Source organism: Micromonospora sp. NPDC003816 (genome assembly GCF_042874705.1).
Taxonomy (GTDB): Bacteria; Actinomycetota; Actinomycetes; order Mycobacteriales; family Micromonosporaceae; genus Micromonospora.
This window is the reverse complement of sequence record NZ_JBIANP010000001.1, coordinates 75,499-92,080: the sequence shown is the minus strand read 5'-3', so window position 1 is coordinate 92,080 and position 16,582 is coordinate 75,499. Positions and strand designations below refer to the sequence as shown.

14 protein-coding genes and 1 pseudogene are annotated in these 16,582 nt (G+C 70.7%); 10 read left to right on the top strand and 5 right to left on the bottom strand.

Going from position 1 to position 16,582, the window contains the following annotated elements; genetic code table 11:
* Positions 1 to 126: 126 nt before the first annotated feature.
* Positions 127 to 960 carry a tetratricopeptide repeat protein gene (locus tag ACFYTT_RS00405; RefSeq protein ID WP_387256761.1) on the bottom strand — a complete coding sequence of 278 codons (834 nt, stop codon included), beginning with the start codon at positions 958 to 960 and terminating at the stop codon, positions 127 to 129.
* Between the two features lie 218 nt (positions 961 to 1,178).
* On the opposite strand from ACFYTT_RS00405, the gene ACFYTT_RS00400 reads away from it, so the two are divergent.
* Together ACFYTT_RS00400 and ACFYTT_RS00395 are read left to right on the top strand one after the other, a co-directional pair.
* Entirely contained in the window at positions 1,179 to 1,460 is a 282-nt protein-coding gene (locus tag ACFYTT_RS00400) for a hypothetical protein (protein ID WP_387256759.1), read from the top strand.
* 45 nt (positions 1,461 to 1,505) lie between these two features.
* The gene (locus tag ACFYTT_RS00395) at positions 1,506 to 5,237 is read left to right on the top strand and encodes an endonuclease/exonuclease/phosphatase family protein (RefSeq protein WP_387256757.1); all 3,732 of its coding nucleotides are present in this window, start codon (positions 1,506 to 1,508) and stop codon (positions 5,235 to 5,237) included.
* Positions 5,238 to 5,422: 185 nt separating this feature from the next.
* Here ACFYTT_RS00395 and ACFYTT_RS00390 read toward each other — a convergent pair whose 3' ends face one another.
* The 3 genes from ACFYTT_RS00390 to ACFYTT_RS00380 all read right to left on the bottom strand — a co-directional run bounded on the left by ACFYTT_RS00390 (position 5,423) and on the right by ACFYTT_RS00380 (position 8,775).
* Positions 5,423 to 6,091, bottom strand: a complete 669-nt coding sequence (locus ACFYTT_RS00390) for a class F sortase (protein ID WP_387256755.1) — start codon at positions 6,089 to 6,091, stop codon at positions 5,423 to 5,425.
* Positions 6,092 to 6,103: 12 nt separating this feature from the next.
* Complete coding sequence (locus ACFYTT_RS00385; protein WP_387256753.1) at positions 6,104 to 6,895, bottom strand: hypothetical protein; 792 nt, start codon at positions 6,893 to 6,895, stop codon at positions 6,104 to 6,106.
* 104 nt (positions 6,896 to 6,999) lie between these two features.
* Positions 7,000 to 8,775 (bottom strand): serine/threonine-protein kinase, encoded by a 1,776-nt coding sequence (locus tag ACFYTT_RS00380; RefSeq protein ID WP_387256751.1) that lies wholly within the window; start codon positions 8,773 to 8,775, stop codon positions 7,000 to 7,002.
* A gap of 190 nt (positions 8,776 to 8,965) precedes the next feature.
* Between ACFYTT_RS00380 and sigK the strand changes: the two genes are divergently transcribed.
* The 4 genes from sigK to ACFYTT_RS00360 all read left to right on the top strand — a co-directional run bounded on the left by sigK (position 8,966) and on the right by ACFYTT_RS00360 (position 12,668).
* Complete coding sequence (sigK, locus tag ACFYTT_RS00375; protein WP_357217917.1) at positions 8,966 to 9,586, top strand: ECF RNA polymerase sigma factor SigK; 621 nt, start codon at positions 8,966 to 8,968, stop codon at positions 9,584 to 9,586.
* Entirely contained in the window at positions 9,583 to 10,317 is a 735-nt protein-coding gene (locus ACFYTT_RS00370; RefSeq protein ID WP_387256749.1) for an anti-sigma factor domain-containing protein, read from the top strand. Before sigK ends, ACFYTT_RS00370 begins: the two co-directional genes overlap by 4 nt.
* Positions 10,318 to 10,449: 132 nt before the next feature.
* A complete protein-coding gene (locus tag ACFYTT_RS00365) occupies positions 10,450 to 11,076 on the top strand; it encodes a fasciclin domain-containing protein (protein ID WP_387256747.1) in 627 nt (208 codons plus the stop codon).
* 95 nt (positions 11,077 to 11,171) lie between these two features.
* On the top strand, positions 11,172 to 12,668 hold the full coding sequence (locus ACFYTT_RS00360) for a molybdopterin-dependent oxidoreductase (RefSeq protein ID WP_387256745.1): 1,497 nt from the start codon (positions 11,172 to 11,174) through the stop codon (positions 12,666 to 12,668).
* A 209-nt stretch (positions 12,669 to 12,877) separates the two neighbouring features.
* On the opposite strand, the gene ACFYTT_RS00355 is transcribed toward ACFYTT_RS00360, so the two are convergent.
* Positions 12,878 to 13,732, bottom strand: a complete 855-nt coding sequence (locus ACFYTT_RS00355; RefSeq protein WP_387256743.1) for a helix-turn-helix domain-containing protein — start codon at positions 13,730 to 13,732, stop codon at positions 12,878 to 12,880.
* Positions 13,733 to 13,879: 147 nt separating this feature from the next.
* On the opposite strand from ACFYTT_RS00355, the gene ACFYTT_RS00350 reads away from it, so the two are divergent.
* The 4 genes and pseudogenes from ACFYTT_RS00350 (at position 13,880) to ACFYTT_RS00335 (ending at position 16,582) form a co-directional block, all read left to right on the top strand.
* A complete protein-coding gene (locus tag ACFYTT_RS00350; protein ID WP_387256741.1) occupies positions 13,880 to 14,452 on the top strand; it encodes a VOC family protein in 573 nt (190 codons plus the stop codon).
* A 53-nt stretch (positions 14,453 to 14,505) separates the two neighbouring features.
* On the top strand, positions 14,506 to 14,727 hold the full coding sequence (locus ACFYTT_RS00345; protein WP_176093397.1) for an OmpA family protein: 222 nt from the start codon (positions 14,506 to 14,508) through the stop codon (positions 14,725 to 14,727).
* 74 nt (positions 14,728 to 14,801) lie between these two features.
* Positions 14,802 to 14,996 (top strand): annotated as a pseudogene (locus tag ACFYTT_RS00340) (IS256 family transposase); the annotation flags it as partial.
* Between the two features lie 650 nt (positions 14,997 to 15,646).
* Positions 15,647 to 16,582, top strand: coding sequence for a glycosyltransferase family 2 protein (locus ACFYTT_RS00335; RefSeq protein ID WP_387256739.1), 936 nt, complete (start codon positions 15,647 to 15,649; stop codon positions 16,580 to 16,582).

Genomic DNA, 16,582 nt, shown 5'->3' with positions numbered 1-16,582 from the left:
GTCAGCGCGTCGATCTGACGCGCGGCCCCGATGGGCCGGGCCTTGCGGCCCGGCCCATCGGCGTCCCCGCCCGGAACTGACAGCCGCCTACCGCATAGTTCGGAATCGGCCTGGACGGAGTCTGGATCACCTGCCTGTCGTGCGTAGCGGCTCCCGCTGGGCGCGGGCGATGCCCTCGTGTGCATGTTCCTGTTCGTCGTGGTCGCCGGTCGCGGTGGCGATCGACAGCGCGGCGGCGTGCCGGGCCACGGCCTCGGTGGTACGGCCCACGGCCGTCAGTACTTCACCGAGGATGTTGAGTGCGCTCGCCTCCCCGTAGCGATGCCCGATCGAACGCAGGATGCGGATCGCCACGGTCAGGTCGCCGACGGCCCGCGCGTGGTCGCCGCGAATGCCGTGCACCCGGCCCAGGTTCGTGAGCGCGACGGCTTCGCCGTAGGCGTGTCCGGCCGCGCGGAAGATGTCGCGTGCCGCCGACAGATGCCCGGCCGCCTCGTCGTGCCGCCCGAGGCTGATGCACACGTCGCCGAGGTTCGTCAGGGCGCTGGCCGCTCCGACCGCGGCACCGGCCTCGCGGAACAGGGCAGTGGCGCGAAGCAGTTGGTCGTACGCCTCGCCGAGATGGCCCGGGCGGGTATTGGCGTTGCCGAGGTTTACCAGCGTAGATGCTTCGCCGTACCGGTCGCCGGCCTGACGGTAGGCGGCGAGCGCGGCCCGTTGGTGCGCGGCGGCGTCGTCGCGTCCGAGACGTTCGTAGACGATGCCGAGGTTGGACAGGGCCCGGGCGGCGCCGAGTTGGTCGCCGCACCGGTTCAGGATCGCGACGGCCTCGGACAGGTGCGTCTCGGCGAGTTCGTAGCGGCCGAGCAGCCGGTGTACGGCACCGATGTTGGTCAGCGCCACGCCGTGTCGGGCCGGGTCGCCGCTGTACTGTGCCGCTTCGAGCGCGTAGCCGTGCAACGCCTCGGCGTGGGTGTAGCCGCCGCCCTCGAGGTGACGGTAGAGCGTGGCGGCGAGGTCGGTCGTGAACTGGGGCCGGTCGTGTTCTAGCCCGGCGGCGTGCCGAGTTGTAGACAGGACACGTCACCTGGATCGGATCGGCGGACATGCCGCTGCGGGTGTCGGGTACCGTCTTGGTCGTCGCCTTACCTGCGGTTCCTTCGATGACAGTGGCCGTCTTGATCTCCGTCTTGCCAGCGGTCACCTTCGTCGGCTCCGACGCCGGCGCTGGTGCGGCGACGCCCGGCGAGGCGAAGCCCACCGCCACGGTGACCATGGTCGCCAGCAGCACGGTCGTGCGCCGGGACAGATGCTGGACATCGACGATCAGCCCCCTGCACCGGTGGACGCGGCCGTTCACCAGGGTCGTCGTCGCCGCGACGACGGTCGGGTTGGATCTGACGAGCCCCCGGGGGCACGGGTTGCGGGAGCCGCCGATCCGACTGTGGGATCACCCATAGTCGTCGGACCTTCACAGCCGGTCTCGACTCCCCGATCCTTCATGCGTGACAATCGATCGCACCACGCTCGCCGCGGTCCTGACCGTCGCGATGCTCGTACCGCCGTGGGTGGCAACCCCGGCTTCCGCCGCCGGGGCCCGCCCCCCGGCCCGGACGTTGCCCTCGGCCGCGATGGCCGACCCACCCGGCCAGCCGGATCTGGGGGTGGCCAACCGGTTCGTCGCCGGGGAGGGGCTGCCCGACTGGTCCCGAGCCGGATACCTGGGCGGCCAGGTCCCGTCCGCCGGATACGTCACCGGGGCGGCCCCCTGCCGCATCGAACCGTCCCGACTGGCCAGCCAGTTCGGGGTGGTCCCCGACGACGGGGTGGACGACAGCGCCGGCCTGCAACAGGCCATCGACACGATCCGCTCGGACTGCTCCCCCACCGCCAGCCACTACCGGCTCTCTCTGATCGAGCTACCCGCCGGCCGGCTCGACGTCTCCCGGCAGATCTCCGTTGACGCGAGCTTCCTGCTGCTGAAGGGGCAGGGCTCCGGCACCGGAGGCACCCGGGTGGTGTTCCGCCCGGACACCAACACCCGGTACGACACCCTCAGCTCCGACGGCAGCCGCTGGGAACCGACCACCATGACCTGGGGCAGCGGCAACGACACCGGTCGGGGCGGCTGGATCTGGCCGGGCCGGGCCCTGTTCAAGGTGCAGAACCGGGAGGTGGCCACCCGGTACGCCGACGAGTGGCAGTCCGCCCCGGCCAACCGCAAGGACCTCTTCGAGGGTTCGGTCAACCAGCACTGGGTCTCCGGGATCCGGGTCGCCGCCCGCTCCGCCGACCCCGGGTTCTCCGCCCGGGCCGGGCAGAGCGTGATCCAGTTGGTGAGCAACGCCGACATGGGCAAGTTCAGCCTGGGCGGGCACGTCTGGGTGGGAGCGGCCAACAGCATCAAGTTCTACGAGGAGCAGGGGCTCAGCTACGCCGAGCACGGCAGCATGTTCGAGAACCTGCACATGCGCCAGCAGATGTTCCGGGTCGTCGGTGTCTCCGGCAGTGCGAAGACCATCACCCTGGACCGGCCCCTGGAGTTCGACCTGCCGGTGGACTCGGTCTCCGACGGCTCCGCCCCGCTGCTGACCGAGACCCCCTTCCAGAGCAAGGTGACCCCTCTGAAGGTGGTCGAGGGGGTCGGGTTCGAGGATTTCGCCTTCACCCAGGACATGACCGGGCTGCCCAAGGTCGGCGGCGGCAGCTACGCCCTCTCCCCCGCCGACGCGGTGCACAACTACGGCAACCTGGCACCGGAGTACGCCATGCACGGCGTCCTGTTCAAGTGGGCGGCCAACAGTTGGGCCCGGGGCCTCAACGGCACCATGACCGGCTCCCACCCCCTGGTCACCGAGGTCGCCCGGAACCTGCACATCGAGGGGAACACCTTCGACGGGGCCTGGAACAAGGGCAAGGGCGGCAACGGGTACCTGCGCGGCAGCCGGGTCTGGGACTCCCTGTACGCGTACAACACCAGCCGCAACCTGCGGCACTTCACCTTCCAGTGGTCGGCCAGCCGGAACGTCGCCTTCCGCAACGACCTGGACTCCGACCTCAACCTGCACGGCGGCTGGGAACGGTACAACCTCTTCGAGGGCAACACCGTGCGGGTGCCCTACGAACACCGCTCCGGCAGTTGCACCGCCAACTGCGGCGGGGAAGGGGGTGAACTCGACGACGGCACCTGGTACCCGATCTGGTGGGGGGCCGGACCGAAGGCGATCAAGTGGTCGGGCTCCACCGGGCCGCAGAACGTCTTCCACGGCAACATCCTGACCAAGCAGGCCACCCCCGGGGGTCCCTTCGCGCCCTACACCCCCTACTCGGCGGCGAGCCCCGGGGTGCCCGCCGACGCGGTGCACCAGTTCGGCTCGGACCCGGCCCACCCCGCCCGGTTCCGGCACCTGACCCAGTCCGGCGCGGTCATCCCCGACTGGTCCGGCCGGGAGACCCTGGACTACTCCGGCGGCCAGGGGGTGGTCCAGCTGGCCGACCGACGCCGCCCCTCCCTGTTCCTGCACGACGCCGGGCAGCTCGACCCTCGGCAGGACGAGGCCCACAAGGCAGCCACCTGGAACATGCAGGGCGCGGGGTCGCGCGCCGACGGCTCCTATGACAACAAGTACACCAGCGGACTGCTGCGGTTGTTGCGCGACGCGGAGGTGGTGGCGTTGCAGGAGGCCGGCAGCCCTCCGGGGGGCGCCCACCACCTCGCCGACCACCCGCAACTCGACTTCGTGCGCCAGGACCCGCAACACGGCCTCTTCACCCCCGACGTCGAGGAGTACCGGTACGGCGGCACGAACAGTCGCCCCGGGGGATACCTCTACTGGCTGTGGACCGACACCAACCCAGAACCCGCGGGCCGGGTGAACCTGGCGATCGCCACCCGGGAGCGGGTCGACCCGGCCGGGATCGTCGTGGTGGCCAGCCCGTTGGGAGGTCGCCCCGCCCTGGGGGTCACCGTCGGCGGGACGGTCTTCTTCAGCCTGCACGGCTGGTCCCCCGGGGGCAACGACCTGCCGGGGTTGCTGGAGGCAATCCGGGTCCGGATGCTCACCGCCGGGCCGAACAACACCCCCCGGGACTGGGTGGCGATGGGGGACTTCAACCGACACCCGGACAACCTCGCCGCCGTGCTGGACGCCGCCCACTTCGCGGTGCACACCCCCGCAGCCGCGACCCACCCCTCCACGAACCCGACCGCACTGCTGGACTACGCGGTGGTACCCCGTGGGGTGGCGGCGCCCCGGGTCACGGGCAGCACGGTGCGCACCGACGTCGTTCTCTCCGACCACCTGCCGGTGCAGTTCGACCTGGTGCTGCAGGCCGCCGCCGAGCCCCGGCCCCCGGTGGCCGAGCCACCCTCAGGGCAGGGGATCCTGCTGCGCAGCGCGGACACCACCAACGTCGTCGACATCGTCCACAACGGCACCAGCCACTTCCTGGTGGACTCCCCGTACCACAGCGGCTTCCAGCAGAAGTGGTCCCTGATCCGCAGCGGAGAGCACCCCGGGTATTACCAGATCATGAACCTGCTGACCGGCAGCCTGATGGGGCAGGCAGAGGGAGCCCGGGACGGCTGGGTGGTCCAGTGGCACCAGGAGGCCCTGGACCAACTATGGTGGCCCGATCCGCAGGAGGACGGCACCTGGACCCTGCGTAACCGGGTCACCGACCAACTGCTGACCGTCGTGCCGGAGCTGGGGCTGCTCGCCGGCCGGGATCCCGACGGGTCGGCCCGGCAACGCTTCTTCCTCCAGTCTGAGGCCGAGATGACCGACCTGCAGGAGATCACCCACTACCCGCTGGAGGGCACCCACGACCTGGTCGCCGACGTCTCCGGGGAGAGCACCAGCGTCAACACCCCGATCATTCTGTATCAGGAGACCGACGGCACCAACCAGCGGTTCATCCGAATCCCCGCCGGGTCCACCGGGGACACCCCTTGTTACTACCTGGTCAACGGGGGCCGGTACCTCAGCTCCTCGGCGACCGGGAACGCCACCTTCGGGGCGGGGGTGACCCTGCAGGACTTCCGCCCGGACACCGACGAGTACCTGTGGTGCGTGCGGCAGGAGGGGGCCTCCTTCACCCTGGCCAACCGGACCGAGGTCAACGGGGTGCCGACCGACCTGTACCTCACCGAGCACGGGTACGGTCAGCAGCTCACCGTCGACCCCTCCGGCCCGGGGCCGATCCAGACCTGGGTCTGGGAGGCGGCCACCAGCTGATCCCATCCCGGCCGGGGCCCCCACGACAGGGACCCGGCCGGGGTGGGCTCGTCCGGCCCGCACTCCACGGTGCGCAGCCGGCCGTAGGTTCCGGTCAGCGGGATGTTCCACAGCCGGGTACCCCCGCAGGGCGGCCACGGAAAGCCGGTAGAGCGTGGCTGCGGGTCATCGGCTGGTTGGCGTGGCTATGCGGGCTGGGCGTGTGTGAGTGTGGCGTAGACGATGATGTTGTCGCGGTAGCTGTCGCGTGCGGTGTCGAATGGGCCGCCGCAGGTGATCAGCCGCAGTGCGGCGTGGTCCACGGGGCCGTAGACGGCGTCGGTGGGGAAAGTGTCCTTGGGGTGCCGTTCGGTTTTGGTGACGGTGAACGTGGCCCGGCTGCCGTCTTCGCGGTCGACGGTAAGGGTGGCGCCCGGCGCGAGTGCGGCGAGGTCGTGGAAGCTGCCGTCGTGGCCCTTCCAGTTGACGTGGCCGGCGAGGACGGCGGGCCCGAGGGCGCCGGGTGTGGGTGCCTTGGTGTACCAGCCGACGTCGGTGGCGGTGTCGGGCACCTGCATGGTGCCGTCGGGTTGCAGTCCGAGCGGCACGGTCGGGGCGCTGATCTTCAGCGACGGGATGGATACCCGGGTTGGCGGTGAGCTGGGCATCAGTGGACCGGTGGTGAGTTCGTCGCGTTGGCCGCCGGATGAGGCGGCGGCGTCGGCCTTCGGCGGCGGCGGGGCGCCGGTGGGTACGTCGCCGGACGAGCAAGCCCCGGCGCCGATGGTGGCTATCGCGGTGAGGATGGCGGTGACCGCCGGGAGCGTACGCCTCCGGCGGTCACCGCCACGCGTGGCGAGCCGGGTGATGGTCATCGTGCGTTCCGGTCAGTTCTGCCGCGCCAGGCGGCGACGCGTCACGGCCAGGCCGGCCACACCGAGCAGCGCCAGACCGCCGATCGCATACAGGCTGAGGGCTCCGGAGCTGATGCCGGTGCTGCCGTCGCCGGTGGCGACACCTCCGGCGGGGACGGAACCGGCGGCGGCGCCGCTGACCATGCCGCAGGTGGCCGGGTCGGTGGCTTCGGCCGGGATGCCGTTGACTCCGACCGATTTGGCGAAGGTCGATTCGCCGAGGGCTTCCACGTCGTACTTGCCGTTGCCGTTGGCGTCGATGCCGTGCTGCACGATGTGCAGGTCCTTGAGGTGCTCGATGGTGCCGGCGGGCAGTTCCGCCGCCGGGATGGTGCGTTCGTAGGTCAGGTTGCCGTCGGCGTCGGCGGTGGGCATGCGGTCCACGGCCAGGCCGCTGGCCTTGGTCGTGTCTCCGGTGGTGGTGAGGGAGATGAAGATGTCGCCGTACATCTTCAGGCCCTCCTCGGTGCTGACGTATCCGTTGCCGTCGGCGTCGGCGGACTTGTCGGGGCAGTGGAAGTCCATGCCGTTGGCCGCGCCGTGGATGTGCTGCGCGTGCGGCGAGTTCGGTGTCATGCCCTGCGATCTGATCTGCACCTTCAGGTCGCCGCCGCTGGTGGCGGTCAGCGTGGCGGTGCCGGTGGCGCCGGTCTCGTTGAGGTCCAGCAGCTTGACCTGGACGCTCTCGTCGGCATACGCCGTCCCGGGGAAGGCGAGGACCAGCGCCACTGCGGGCAGGGCGAGCAGGCTACGGGTCAGTCTCACGAAAGGTCTCTCCTATCAGGTGGACCCGGCTGCGGCGCCCGGGTGTCGTCGTCGGGTGTTCGGTGCGGCGGACGAGCCGGATGGGTCCGGCACGCACAGATCGCTCACGCGCTGCGACGGAAGCTGCCGGACAGGACGCGGTAGACGGATTCGCTGTCGGTCCAGGTGGCGTCTGGGGTCACCCAGGTCAGTGCGTACGCCATCCCTGGGCTGGTGCCGTTGACCAGCAGTCGACGGGCGTGCCGCCGTTCGCCGTCCGGCCCGTCCCAGGCGTACTCCCACTCGGCGGCGCCGCCGGGCCGGATCAGCGGGCCGATGCTGATCCTCGTGTAGCCGGGCAGCGCGCCGGCCTCGGTAAGGCGGTCGGCCTCAGCGCTCCAGTGGTCGCTCGGGATCGTCCGTCTCTGCACCGTGAGATCCACGGCCAGCAGTCGATCCTGGTGTGGATCCTGGAGGCAGACGACGTCACCATCGGTGAAGCGGAGCCACCCCGGGGGTACCGCGATGCCGAAGCCCTCATCGTCGGCGTGCCACGACCAGTCCGGCGGCACGGCACGGTCGCCGCGTGCGGACGCATCCTCGGACACCATGCGAGGTGGTTCCTGAGCTGGGGCCAGACACGGTGCCGCGGGTATCGTGCTCGCCGTGGCGCCGACCGGGGCCTGCCCGCCGTCGTCGGCGGGTGTGCCGCCGCCGGTTCCGGTGACGGCACTGTGAAGGCCGTCGAGGGTGCGCTGCGCGCCGACCACGGCCAGGCCGCCACCCGCTGCCAGGGCGGCGACCGCGACCACGAGGGTCAGCGCGCTGCGCAGGCCCGTCCGGCCGTCGGCCGTGGCGAGTGCCCGCAGCCGCGCCGTCGGTGTGTTCCGGTCGGCCGGAGTGCCGCTGTCGGGTAGCACCTGCGTCGTGTCGCCGGACCTGGTGGCGGGAAGCACCCGGGTGCGGGCGTCCGGCCACGTGGTGGGCAGTGCGCGGGTCGTGTCGTGGGCGGCGTCCGGCAGTCCCGGCTGAGGGCTGGGGTCATCGGCGGGTGCGACGCGTCGCTCGTGCAGGTACGACGACGCCAGCACCGGCCCGGTGATCTTCCGCAACCTGCGGGTCACCTCGGCGGCACCCATCCGCTGGCGTACGTCCCGTTCGAGCAGTCCCTCGATGATCCGTGCGAGCGGGCCGGCGCGCTGCATCCGGTCCGGCGGGTCGGTGGCCAGCGCCATCAACGTCTGCACCAGCCCGGGTCGGCTGTAGGGCGGACGGCCCTCCACGGCGGCGTACAGGGTCGCACCGAGCGCCCACAGGTCCGCCCCCGGCGAGGAGACGCCGTCGCGGACCCGCTCCGGGGCCACGTACTGCGGTGAGGTGGTGATGCCCCACGACTGGCTGACCGCCGCCACGCCCTCGATCACCGCGGACCCGAAGCCTCCCAGCAGGGCCCGCCCGTCGGTGGCGATGAGCACGGTGCGGGGGGTGACGTCGCGGTGCAGCACCCCCGCTCGATGCGCGGCGCCCAGCGCCCCCACCAACTCGATCCCGATCCGCGCCACCGCGTCGACCGGCAGTGGCCCGTCGTCGGTGAGCACCCGATGCAGGGATCGCGAGGGAACGTGCTGCATCACGATCCACGGCTGGTCCTCGACCGTGATGACGTCGTAGACCCACACCACGTTCGGGTGCACCAACTGGGCCGCCGCCTGCGCCTCCCGCAGGGTCCGCTCCCGCAGCTCCGCACCCTCCCCCTCGGTCAGACCGACACGGAACAGCACCTGTTTGACCGCGACGTCGCGGTCCAACAACTCGTCCCGTGCCAGCCACAACCGGCCCGCGACACCTTGGCTGATGCATCGGATCAGCCGATACCGCCCGATAAGCTGCGCATCCTCCATCACGAGAGGTCTTCGTAGCCGACGGCTGGCCGGATGGGTGTCGAGGTCACGTCGACTCCATCAGGAAAGATGTGGCGGATAGTGACCCTGCCGCGACCGGCGGTGCGGCAGGTGGTGGCGACCCATCCGACCGGGCATCCCGCGTCGAACCGAACGGGAGCGGTATGCGTGCACGGAGAGGGGACAGAAGATGGCGGAATCCGACCAAGGGCGGGCTCGTCGATGGCGACCGCTGCACGTGACTCCGCCACCACCACCGAGCGTGGAGGAGCTGTTGCAGCGGGTGGGTCGTGGCGACGAGGAGGCATTCGCCGGCTTGTTCGACGCCGTCACCGGCAAGGTTCTCGGCCTGGCCCGGCGGGTGTTGCGTGACCCGCAGCTCGCCGAGGAGGTCGCGCAGGAGGTCATGGTGCAGGTGTGGCGTACCGCGGCCCGTTTCGACGCCGATCGTGGTTCCGGTCTCGCCTGGGTGCTGACGCTGGCGCACCGGCGTGCGGTGGACCGGGTCCGTTCGGAGCAGGCGCTGGCCGACCGGACGCAACGTGTCGCGGCGACGGACGTGGAGGTGCCGCACGACCAGGTGGCCGAGGCGGTCAGCGCCCGGCTGGATCGGGAGCAGGTCCGCCGCTGCCTGGGGCGGTTGACCGACCTGCAGCGCGAGGCGGTGACGCTGGCCTACTACGGCGGCTACACCTACCGGGAGGTCGCCGAACGGCTGGACACGCCACTACCCACGGTGAAGACACGCATGCGGGACGGACTGATCCGGATGCGCGACTGCCTCGGCGTCACGATGGGAGAGCGGGCATGAACAGCGACATCCACACCCTCGCCGGCGCGTACGCCCTCGATGCCGTCGACGAGGTGGAACGAGCCGGGTTCGAGCGGCACCTCACCGCATGCGACACCTGCCGCCTGGAAGTGGCCGAACTACGGGAGACCGCCGCCCGCCTCGCCGACGACACACCCGACGACACGGCACTGCCCGCAGGACTCCGAGAGCGGACCCTGGCGCAGGCGGCCCGAACTCCCCAGGAACGCCTCACCACCGCCGAGAGCCGCCGCACCGCCTCGACGCCGCGATGGCGGCAGTGGGTCGCCGCCGCCTCGATCGCCGCCGTCGCAGCAACCGGCGCGAGCGTCGTCACGTGGGCGGTCGTCGACGACCGCGATCGGCAGGAGCAGCCGGTCGACGATCGCATCCGCCAGATCGCCGAAGTGGTCGCTGCCGGCGACGCGCGTGTCCACCAGGAGGCCGTCGACGGCGGCGGCAGCGCCACCGTGGTGTCGTCCGCGCAGCGAGACCAGGCAGTCGCCGTGCTGCGGGAACTACCCGATCCAGGTGTCGGCCGGGCCTATCAACTGTGGCTGATCCCGTCGGCCGGAGCACCGCGTGCGGTCGGCCTGCTCCCCGCCGGAAACACGGCCACGACCACCCTCGTCGGCCCGCTGACCGACGTCGCGGCGTTCGGCGTGTCCAACGAGCCCGCGTCCGGTTCGCCGGCACCGACTGACGTCGTCGTCCTGGTGGCACTGCGGTGATCGGGGCGGCACTGGTCTGAGACACCGTGAACGGGTCGGCACGAAGAAATTCGCGTTCGGCGGCCATCCGCCCGGCCTCAGGCTCCGAAACACCGGTGAACGCACCACCAACCCCGGATGCAAGGAGCTCACATGTCTCGGCGTACGTTCGTCGCCGCCGGCGCGATCGCCGTTCTTGCCCTGTCCGCTTGCGGTAACGGCGACAGCAGTACCGACACCGCTGACACCGGCACCGCCCCGAGCATGTCGGCCAGTGCCCCCATGGCGTCGCCATCGGCGGCGGCCCAGTTCGGTCCCGGCTGCGCCGCCGTGCCCACCGACACGGCGGACCCGGGCAGCTTCGAGGCCATGGCCAAGGTGCCGGTCGCGACCGCCGCCTCGGGCAACCCTCTGCTGTCGACGCTGGTGACCGCCGTGGACAAGGCCAACCTGGTCGACTCGCTCAACAGCGCGCAGGGCATCACGGTGTTCGCACCGACCAACGACGCGTTCGGCAAGATCCCCAAGGCGGACCTGGACAAGGTCCTCGCCGACGACGCCACCCTGAAGGACGTGCTGACGTACCACGTGGTGGACGGCCAACTGTCCCCGGACACCATCGCCGGCACACACGAGACCCTGCAGGGTGACGAGCTCACGGTGACCGGCAGCGGCACCTCGTTCACCGTCAACGACACCTCGATGGTGGTCTGCGGCAACGTCTCCACCGCCAACGCCACCGTGTACATCGTCGACACCGTCCTGATGCCCACGAGCTGACGATGTCCACACCGACCGCGCCCCGGCCGGCAGACCGCCGGTCGGGGCCACACCCCAGACCCCACCGGTGGCGTCCACGCGCCGTCCTGGTCGGCGTGCTGAGCGCCGCCATCGCACTGGGCGTCGCCCGGCTGGTCGCCGCGTTCCTCGGCCCGGCCTCCGATCCGGTGCTGGCCGTCGGCGCCACCGCCATCGACGCCGCCCCCCAACCCGTGAAGGCGTGGGCGATCCGCACCTTCGGCACTGCCGACAAGCTCGTCCTTCTGACCGGTGTCTACGCCGTGCTGACCGCCGCGGCGGCGGCGATCGGGGTGGCGGCGTTCCAGAGGCGCCGCTACGGCCTACTCGGACTGGCCGCGTTCACCGGCATCGGCGTCGCCGCGACCCTCACCCGCCCCACCGCCACCGCACTGGACACCCTGCCGACACTCGGCGGCGCGGCCGTCGGCGCCGCCGCGATGCTGTTGCTGCTCCGCACCGCCACGACCAACTCTCCCGGCACCGCTGGAAGACGGCCCCGACTACTCAACCGCCGTCAGTTCCTCGTCACCGCCGCCGGCACCACCGCGACCGCGGCCGGTGCGGCCACCGCCGGGACGGCGCTCGCCGCCCGCAACGCCGCAGGCAGCCGCTCCCGCGCCACCGTCGTCCTTCCCGCCCCGATCCAACCCGCGGCGACGCTGCCCGCCGACACGTCCGCCGGAGTGGACGGCGTGGCACCGTTCATCACGGCGAACCGGGACTTCTACCGCGTCGACACGGCCCTCACCGTCCCGCAGGTCGACGTCGACCGCTGGCGGTTGACCCTGGAGGGCGCCGTCGACCGACCCCGAACGTGGCGTTTCGACGAGCTACTGGCCCGGGGCCTGATGGAACGCGACCTGACCCTCAACTGCGTGTCCAACGAAGTCGGTGGCCCCTACATCGGCACCGCCCGCTGGAGCGGGGTGCCACTGGCTCCCCTGCTCCGGGAGGCCGGCATCCGACCCGGCCAGAACCAACTCGTCAGCCGGGCCGTCGACGGTATGACCATCGGTACCCCACTCGCGGCGATCCTCGACGGCCGCGACGCCATGCTCGCCGTCGCCATGAACGGCGAACCTCTCCCCCTGGACAACGGATTCCCGGTACGCATGCTCGTCCCCGGCCTCTACGGCTACGTCGGCGCCTGCAAATGGCTCACCGCGATGACCGTCACCACGTTCGACGCCTTCGACACCTACTGGGTCGAACGCGGCTGGGCACCCGACGCACCGGTCAAGACCGCATCCCGCATCGACACCCCCAAACCCTTCACCCGACGCCCCGCCGGACCAGTCATGATCGCCGGGGTCGCCTGGGCCCAACGTCGCGGTATCACCGCCGTGCAGGTGCAGATCGACGACGGACCGTGGCAGACCGCACGCCTCGCCGCGGGACCGTCACCAGATCTGTGGCGGCAGTGGGCGCACCGCTGGAACGCCACACCCGGCAGCCACACCATCCGCGTCCGCGCATCCGACAGCACCGGCACCACCCAGCCGGAACAACGCAGGACGCCATACCCCGACGGCGCCACAGGCTGGCACAGCATCACCCTCACCATTACCTGAACAGCAGGGCTTGGCGACCCGGCCGCCCGGCTGTGGTCTGGGCCAGGTCGTCGGATCGCCGAATCGTCACGAGATCGGGCGTCCGGATGCTGTCGTCGATTTTCACGTGCGGTGCGACCCCCGACTTCGAAACTACCCTGCTGGTGATCGCCACAACACGGTGTGTCGACCTGTTCGCTCAGGTCACCTTCCTGCCTTCGTGGAACCGATCATCGGTCACTCGGCCGCCGGGCGTCCGCCCGGTAGCCGGTGGGGGACGCGCCCACCTGGCGGCGGAAAGCCTTGGCGAAGTGCGACTGGTCGGCGAACCCGCATCGGTGCGCGACCGCCGCGACGGTGAGCGAGGTGGTGCGCAGCAGTCGCCGGGCGAGATCGAGGCGAAGGCGCTGGTGGAGCCGGGCCGGGGTCTCGCCGGTCTGCTGCCGGAACAGTCGCAGCAGGTGGAATCGGCTGAGGCCGGCTTCGGCGGCCAGTTCGGCCAGGGTCACCGGGCGGTCGAGCCGGTCATGCAGCAGATCGACGGCGCGGGCGACCCGGGCGTCGTCGCGCGCCGGCCGGGGCGGGGCGGGTGCGGTGCCGTGGTTGGTCAGCAGGTGGACCGCGATGAATTCGGCGGCCGTGGCCGCGTACAGTTCGGAAACCCCGGCCCGGGCGGCCCGGTGCAGGCGGGTCAGCAGGGCGCGCAGCACGTCGTCGTCGAACGCCAGCCCGTCCGGCGGGCGGAACCGGCTGGCGCTGCCGCCGAACGCCTCGCTTGCGACCCGGGTCATGGTCGGCGCGGGGATCAGCAGCCGGATCTGGGTGACGTGGTCGTCGCCGGTCGGTGAACTCCAGCGCAGGCTGCTGGTCGCGCCGGGCGCCGTCGTGGACAGCGATCCGGGACCCAGCAGGCCCGTCGCCCAGCCGCTCCTGCGGCGGCTGGAGACCAGCCGGGTTCCGTGGATCTGCAGGTCGATCAGCTGGGCGTCGATCGCCGGCAGCTCGACCCGCTCGGCCTCGGCGTCGACCGACAGGAGTTCGAGGTCCAGCGATCGCCAGCCCGCCCGGCGACTATCGAAGTGCACGCGGGTCAGCCGCCGGAATTCCTCTCCCAGTTCGATGACACACCTCAACATCTGCCGCAGATGACCGCAACTTTAGACCGGACGGTCGGCGGCTTCCCGCCTAGCTTCGATCATGACTCGCAGCACCCCGTCCCCGAGGAGGCCCCGATGCCGGAGACCATCGAGAAACTGACCGTGTTCGACCTGGCTCGCCCGGCAACCAACCAACTGGCCCAGGGTTTCTTCCAGTGGTGTGTGGTCGCACCCGACCTGCATGCCAAGTGCGCCGAGTTGGAGAAGGTCTACGGCCCCGCCGGGTTCTGGATTCTCGAGAACGCGCCGCTGCTGGCGACGACGCTGCGCGGTGAGCCAATCGACCTGCGTGTCGACATGGCTCTGGGCTACATCGGCGACGTCAACATCGAAGTCATCAGCCCCCGCCCCGAGGGGGATCCCAACCTCTACACCGAGTTCCTCGACGAACGACCGGCCGGTGGCTTCCACCACCTCGGTTTCCAGGTGTACGACTTCGACGCCGCAGCCGCCGATCTGGCCGCCGTTTTCGGCCCGGTCGAACAGGCTGGCGACTTCTCGACCGGCGGCAGCCGCTTCGCCTACTTCGACTCCCGCCCGCTGACCGGCATCTACACCGAGATCCTCTGGTTCGACAACGGGACGATCGCGAACATGGCGAGCCTCCGCGCCGGAAACCCTCCTTCAGTCCAGGGCGACCGGCCGTAGGTGTCGACCGCGTCGACGACGGCAGGGACCTGCAGGTCAACCTCTCCGCCGATGTGCTGTTCGCGGTGGACAAGGCCACCCTCACCTCCGTAGCCAGGTCGGTCATGGCCCGTACGGCGAAGCTCATCGACGCCTCCCCCGCCGCAGTGGTGACGGTGGCAGGCCACGCCGACTCCTCCGGCACCGACGCCATCGACAATCCACTGTCGATGCGCCGCGCCCAGGCAGTTGGGGGTCTCCGACATCACCGAGCACCCGGGAAACTCAGCCTCTGAGCTAGGGCCTGTGGATCTAAAGGTGTTTCCGGCCTGACCTGCCGGGCGTTGTGCCTGGTGAGGAGGGTGCCGTGATGACCGCGACACTGAACGACCAGACCGGACGTAAGAAGCGGCCCGAGCCGTCGGCGGAGGCGAAAGCCGCTGCTGAGCTGGTCCGGGCCGCGAAGGAACAAGGGCTGTCGTTGACCGGCCCGGACGGGCTGCTCAAGCAGTTGACCAAGACGGTCCTGGAGACCGCGCTCAACGAGGAGATGACCGATCACCTCGAAGGTACTGCGGGCGAGCGGTTGGGGAGCCTTCATCAGCCTCAGCACGGGCTACCGTGACGCGCACCCCGACGGTCGGCCGCTGCTCGGGATCACCGCCGCCCGTTCGGCCTCCGTGCACTTCGACGCCGCGAAGACGGACGGAGTCGGCACGGACATCAAGGGTTGCTCCCTCGGCTCGCTCGACTGGACCGCGAAAGCCTGCGGTCAGTAGCGGGAGGACCTCCGTGAGCCCGTCCGGGACCAGCTGCGCTCGGCCGGGCTCGTCCGCACTCACGACGGCGCCGTGCCGGCGATCCTGACCCGGGATTGTCGACACGGCGCCGTGGTGAGTGCGTGCGTTGGCTCCGGCAGTTCTGGGTAGCAGGCGGCCTTCGCCGCGTCCCCGGCATTCGGCCGTAGTGAGTTTCCTCACCGTGGAGATTATGTGAGGTTTCGGGCGTATTTGTGGTGCGCACGTGACGGACGGGACACAGGGCATTCACGGCCGTCGGTTTGCCGGACATAAGCGAAATATCCACCGTGGCTGGCCGTTGAAGAGCCGTGACGACCACGGGCCCGGACGACGCGGTCCTCCGCCCACCGACAGACGGCTGACCTGCCGGAAGGGACCTGTTGCGATGTCCACGTTCGCCCCTGACCGTCACCCCATGCCCTCGTACGACCGGTATCCCTCGCTGTCCGTGGTGATCCCGGCCCGCAACGAGGCCCGGAACCTGCCGCACGTCTTCGCGCGTCTGCCCCACGGCGTCGCCGAGGTGATCCTGGTCGACGGCGGCTCGGTCGACGGCACCGCCGACGTGGCCCGCGAGCTCTGGCCCACCGTGCGGGTGATCGAGCAGACCCGTACCGGCAAGGGCAACGCGCTCGCCTGCGGCTTCGCTGCGGCCACCGGCGACATCGTGGTCATGATCGACGCGGATGGTTCGACCGACCCGCAGGAGATCCCCAGCTTCGTCGAGGCCCTGGTGTCCGGCGCCGATTTCGCCAAGGGAACCCGCTTCCGGTACGGCGGCGGAAGCGACGACATCACCCCGCTGCGCCGCTGGGGAAACCGTGCGCTGAACGGCATCGTCAACGCCCTCTTCGGCACCCGCTTCACCGACCTCTGCTACGGCTACAACGCCTTCTGGCGGGATCTGGTCCCGGCCATGGAGCTGCCCCACCCGGCGTCGACGCCACCGCCCAAAGGCAAGCTCTGGGGCGACGGGTTCGAGATCGAGACCCTGATCAACATCCGGATGGCCGCCGCCGGCTACCAGGTACGTGAGGTGCCGAGCATCGAGTACCTGCGGATCCATGGCGAGAGTAACCTCCACACGTTCCGCGACGGCTCCCGCGTGCTCCGCACGATCCTCAGCGAGTTCCGCCGCGCCCGGCGCGGACGCCACCAGGACTCCGGCCTCGCCAACCATGCCGCGCACGCCGCCTCAGGTCCCGCCGCACCCGCCACGGGACAAGTCCGCGTGTCCCTCCCCCGGCCCGCCCCGACGCCCGTGGCAGCGACCCTGCACCACGCCGGTACCGCCCCCCTCGGCCAGCGCGACCACGGCGGCCAGGACACCTGGACCGAGGAGGTGCGCTGA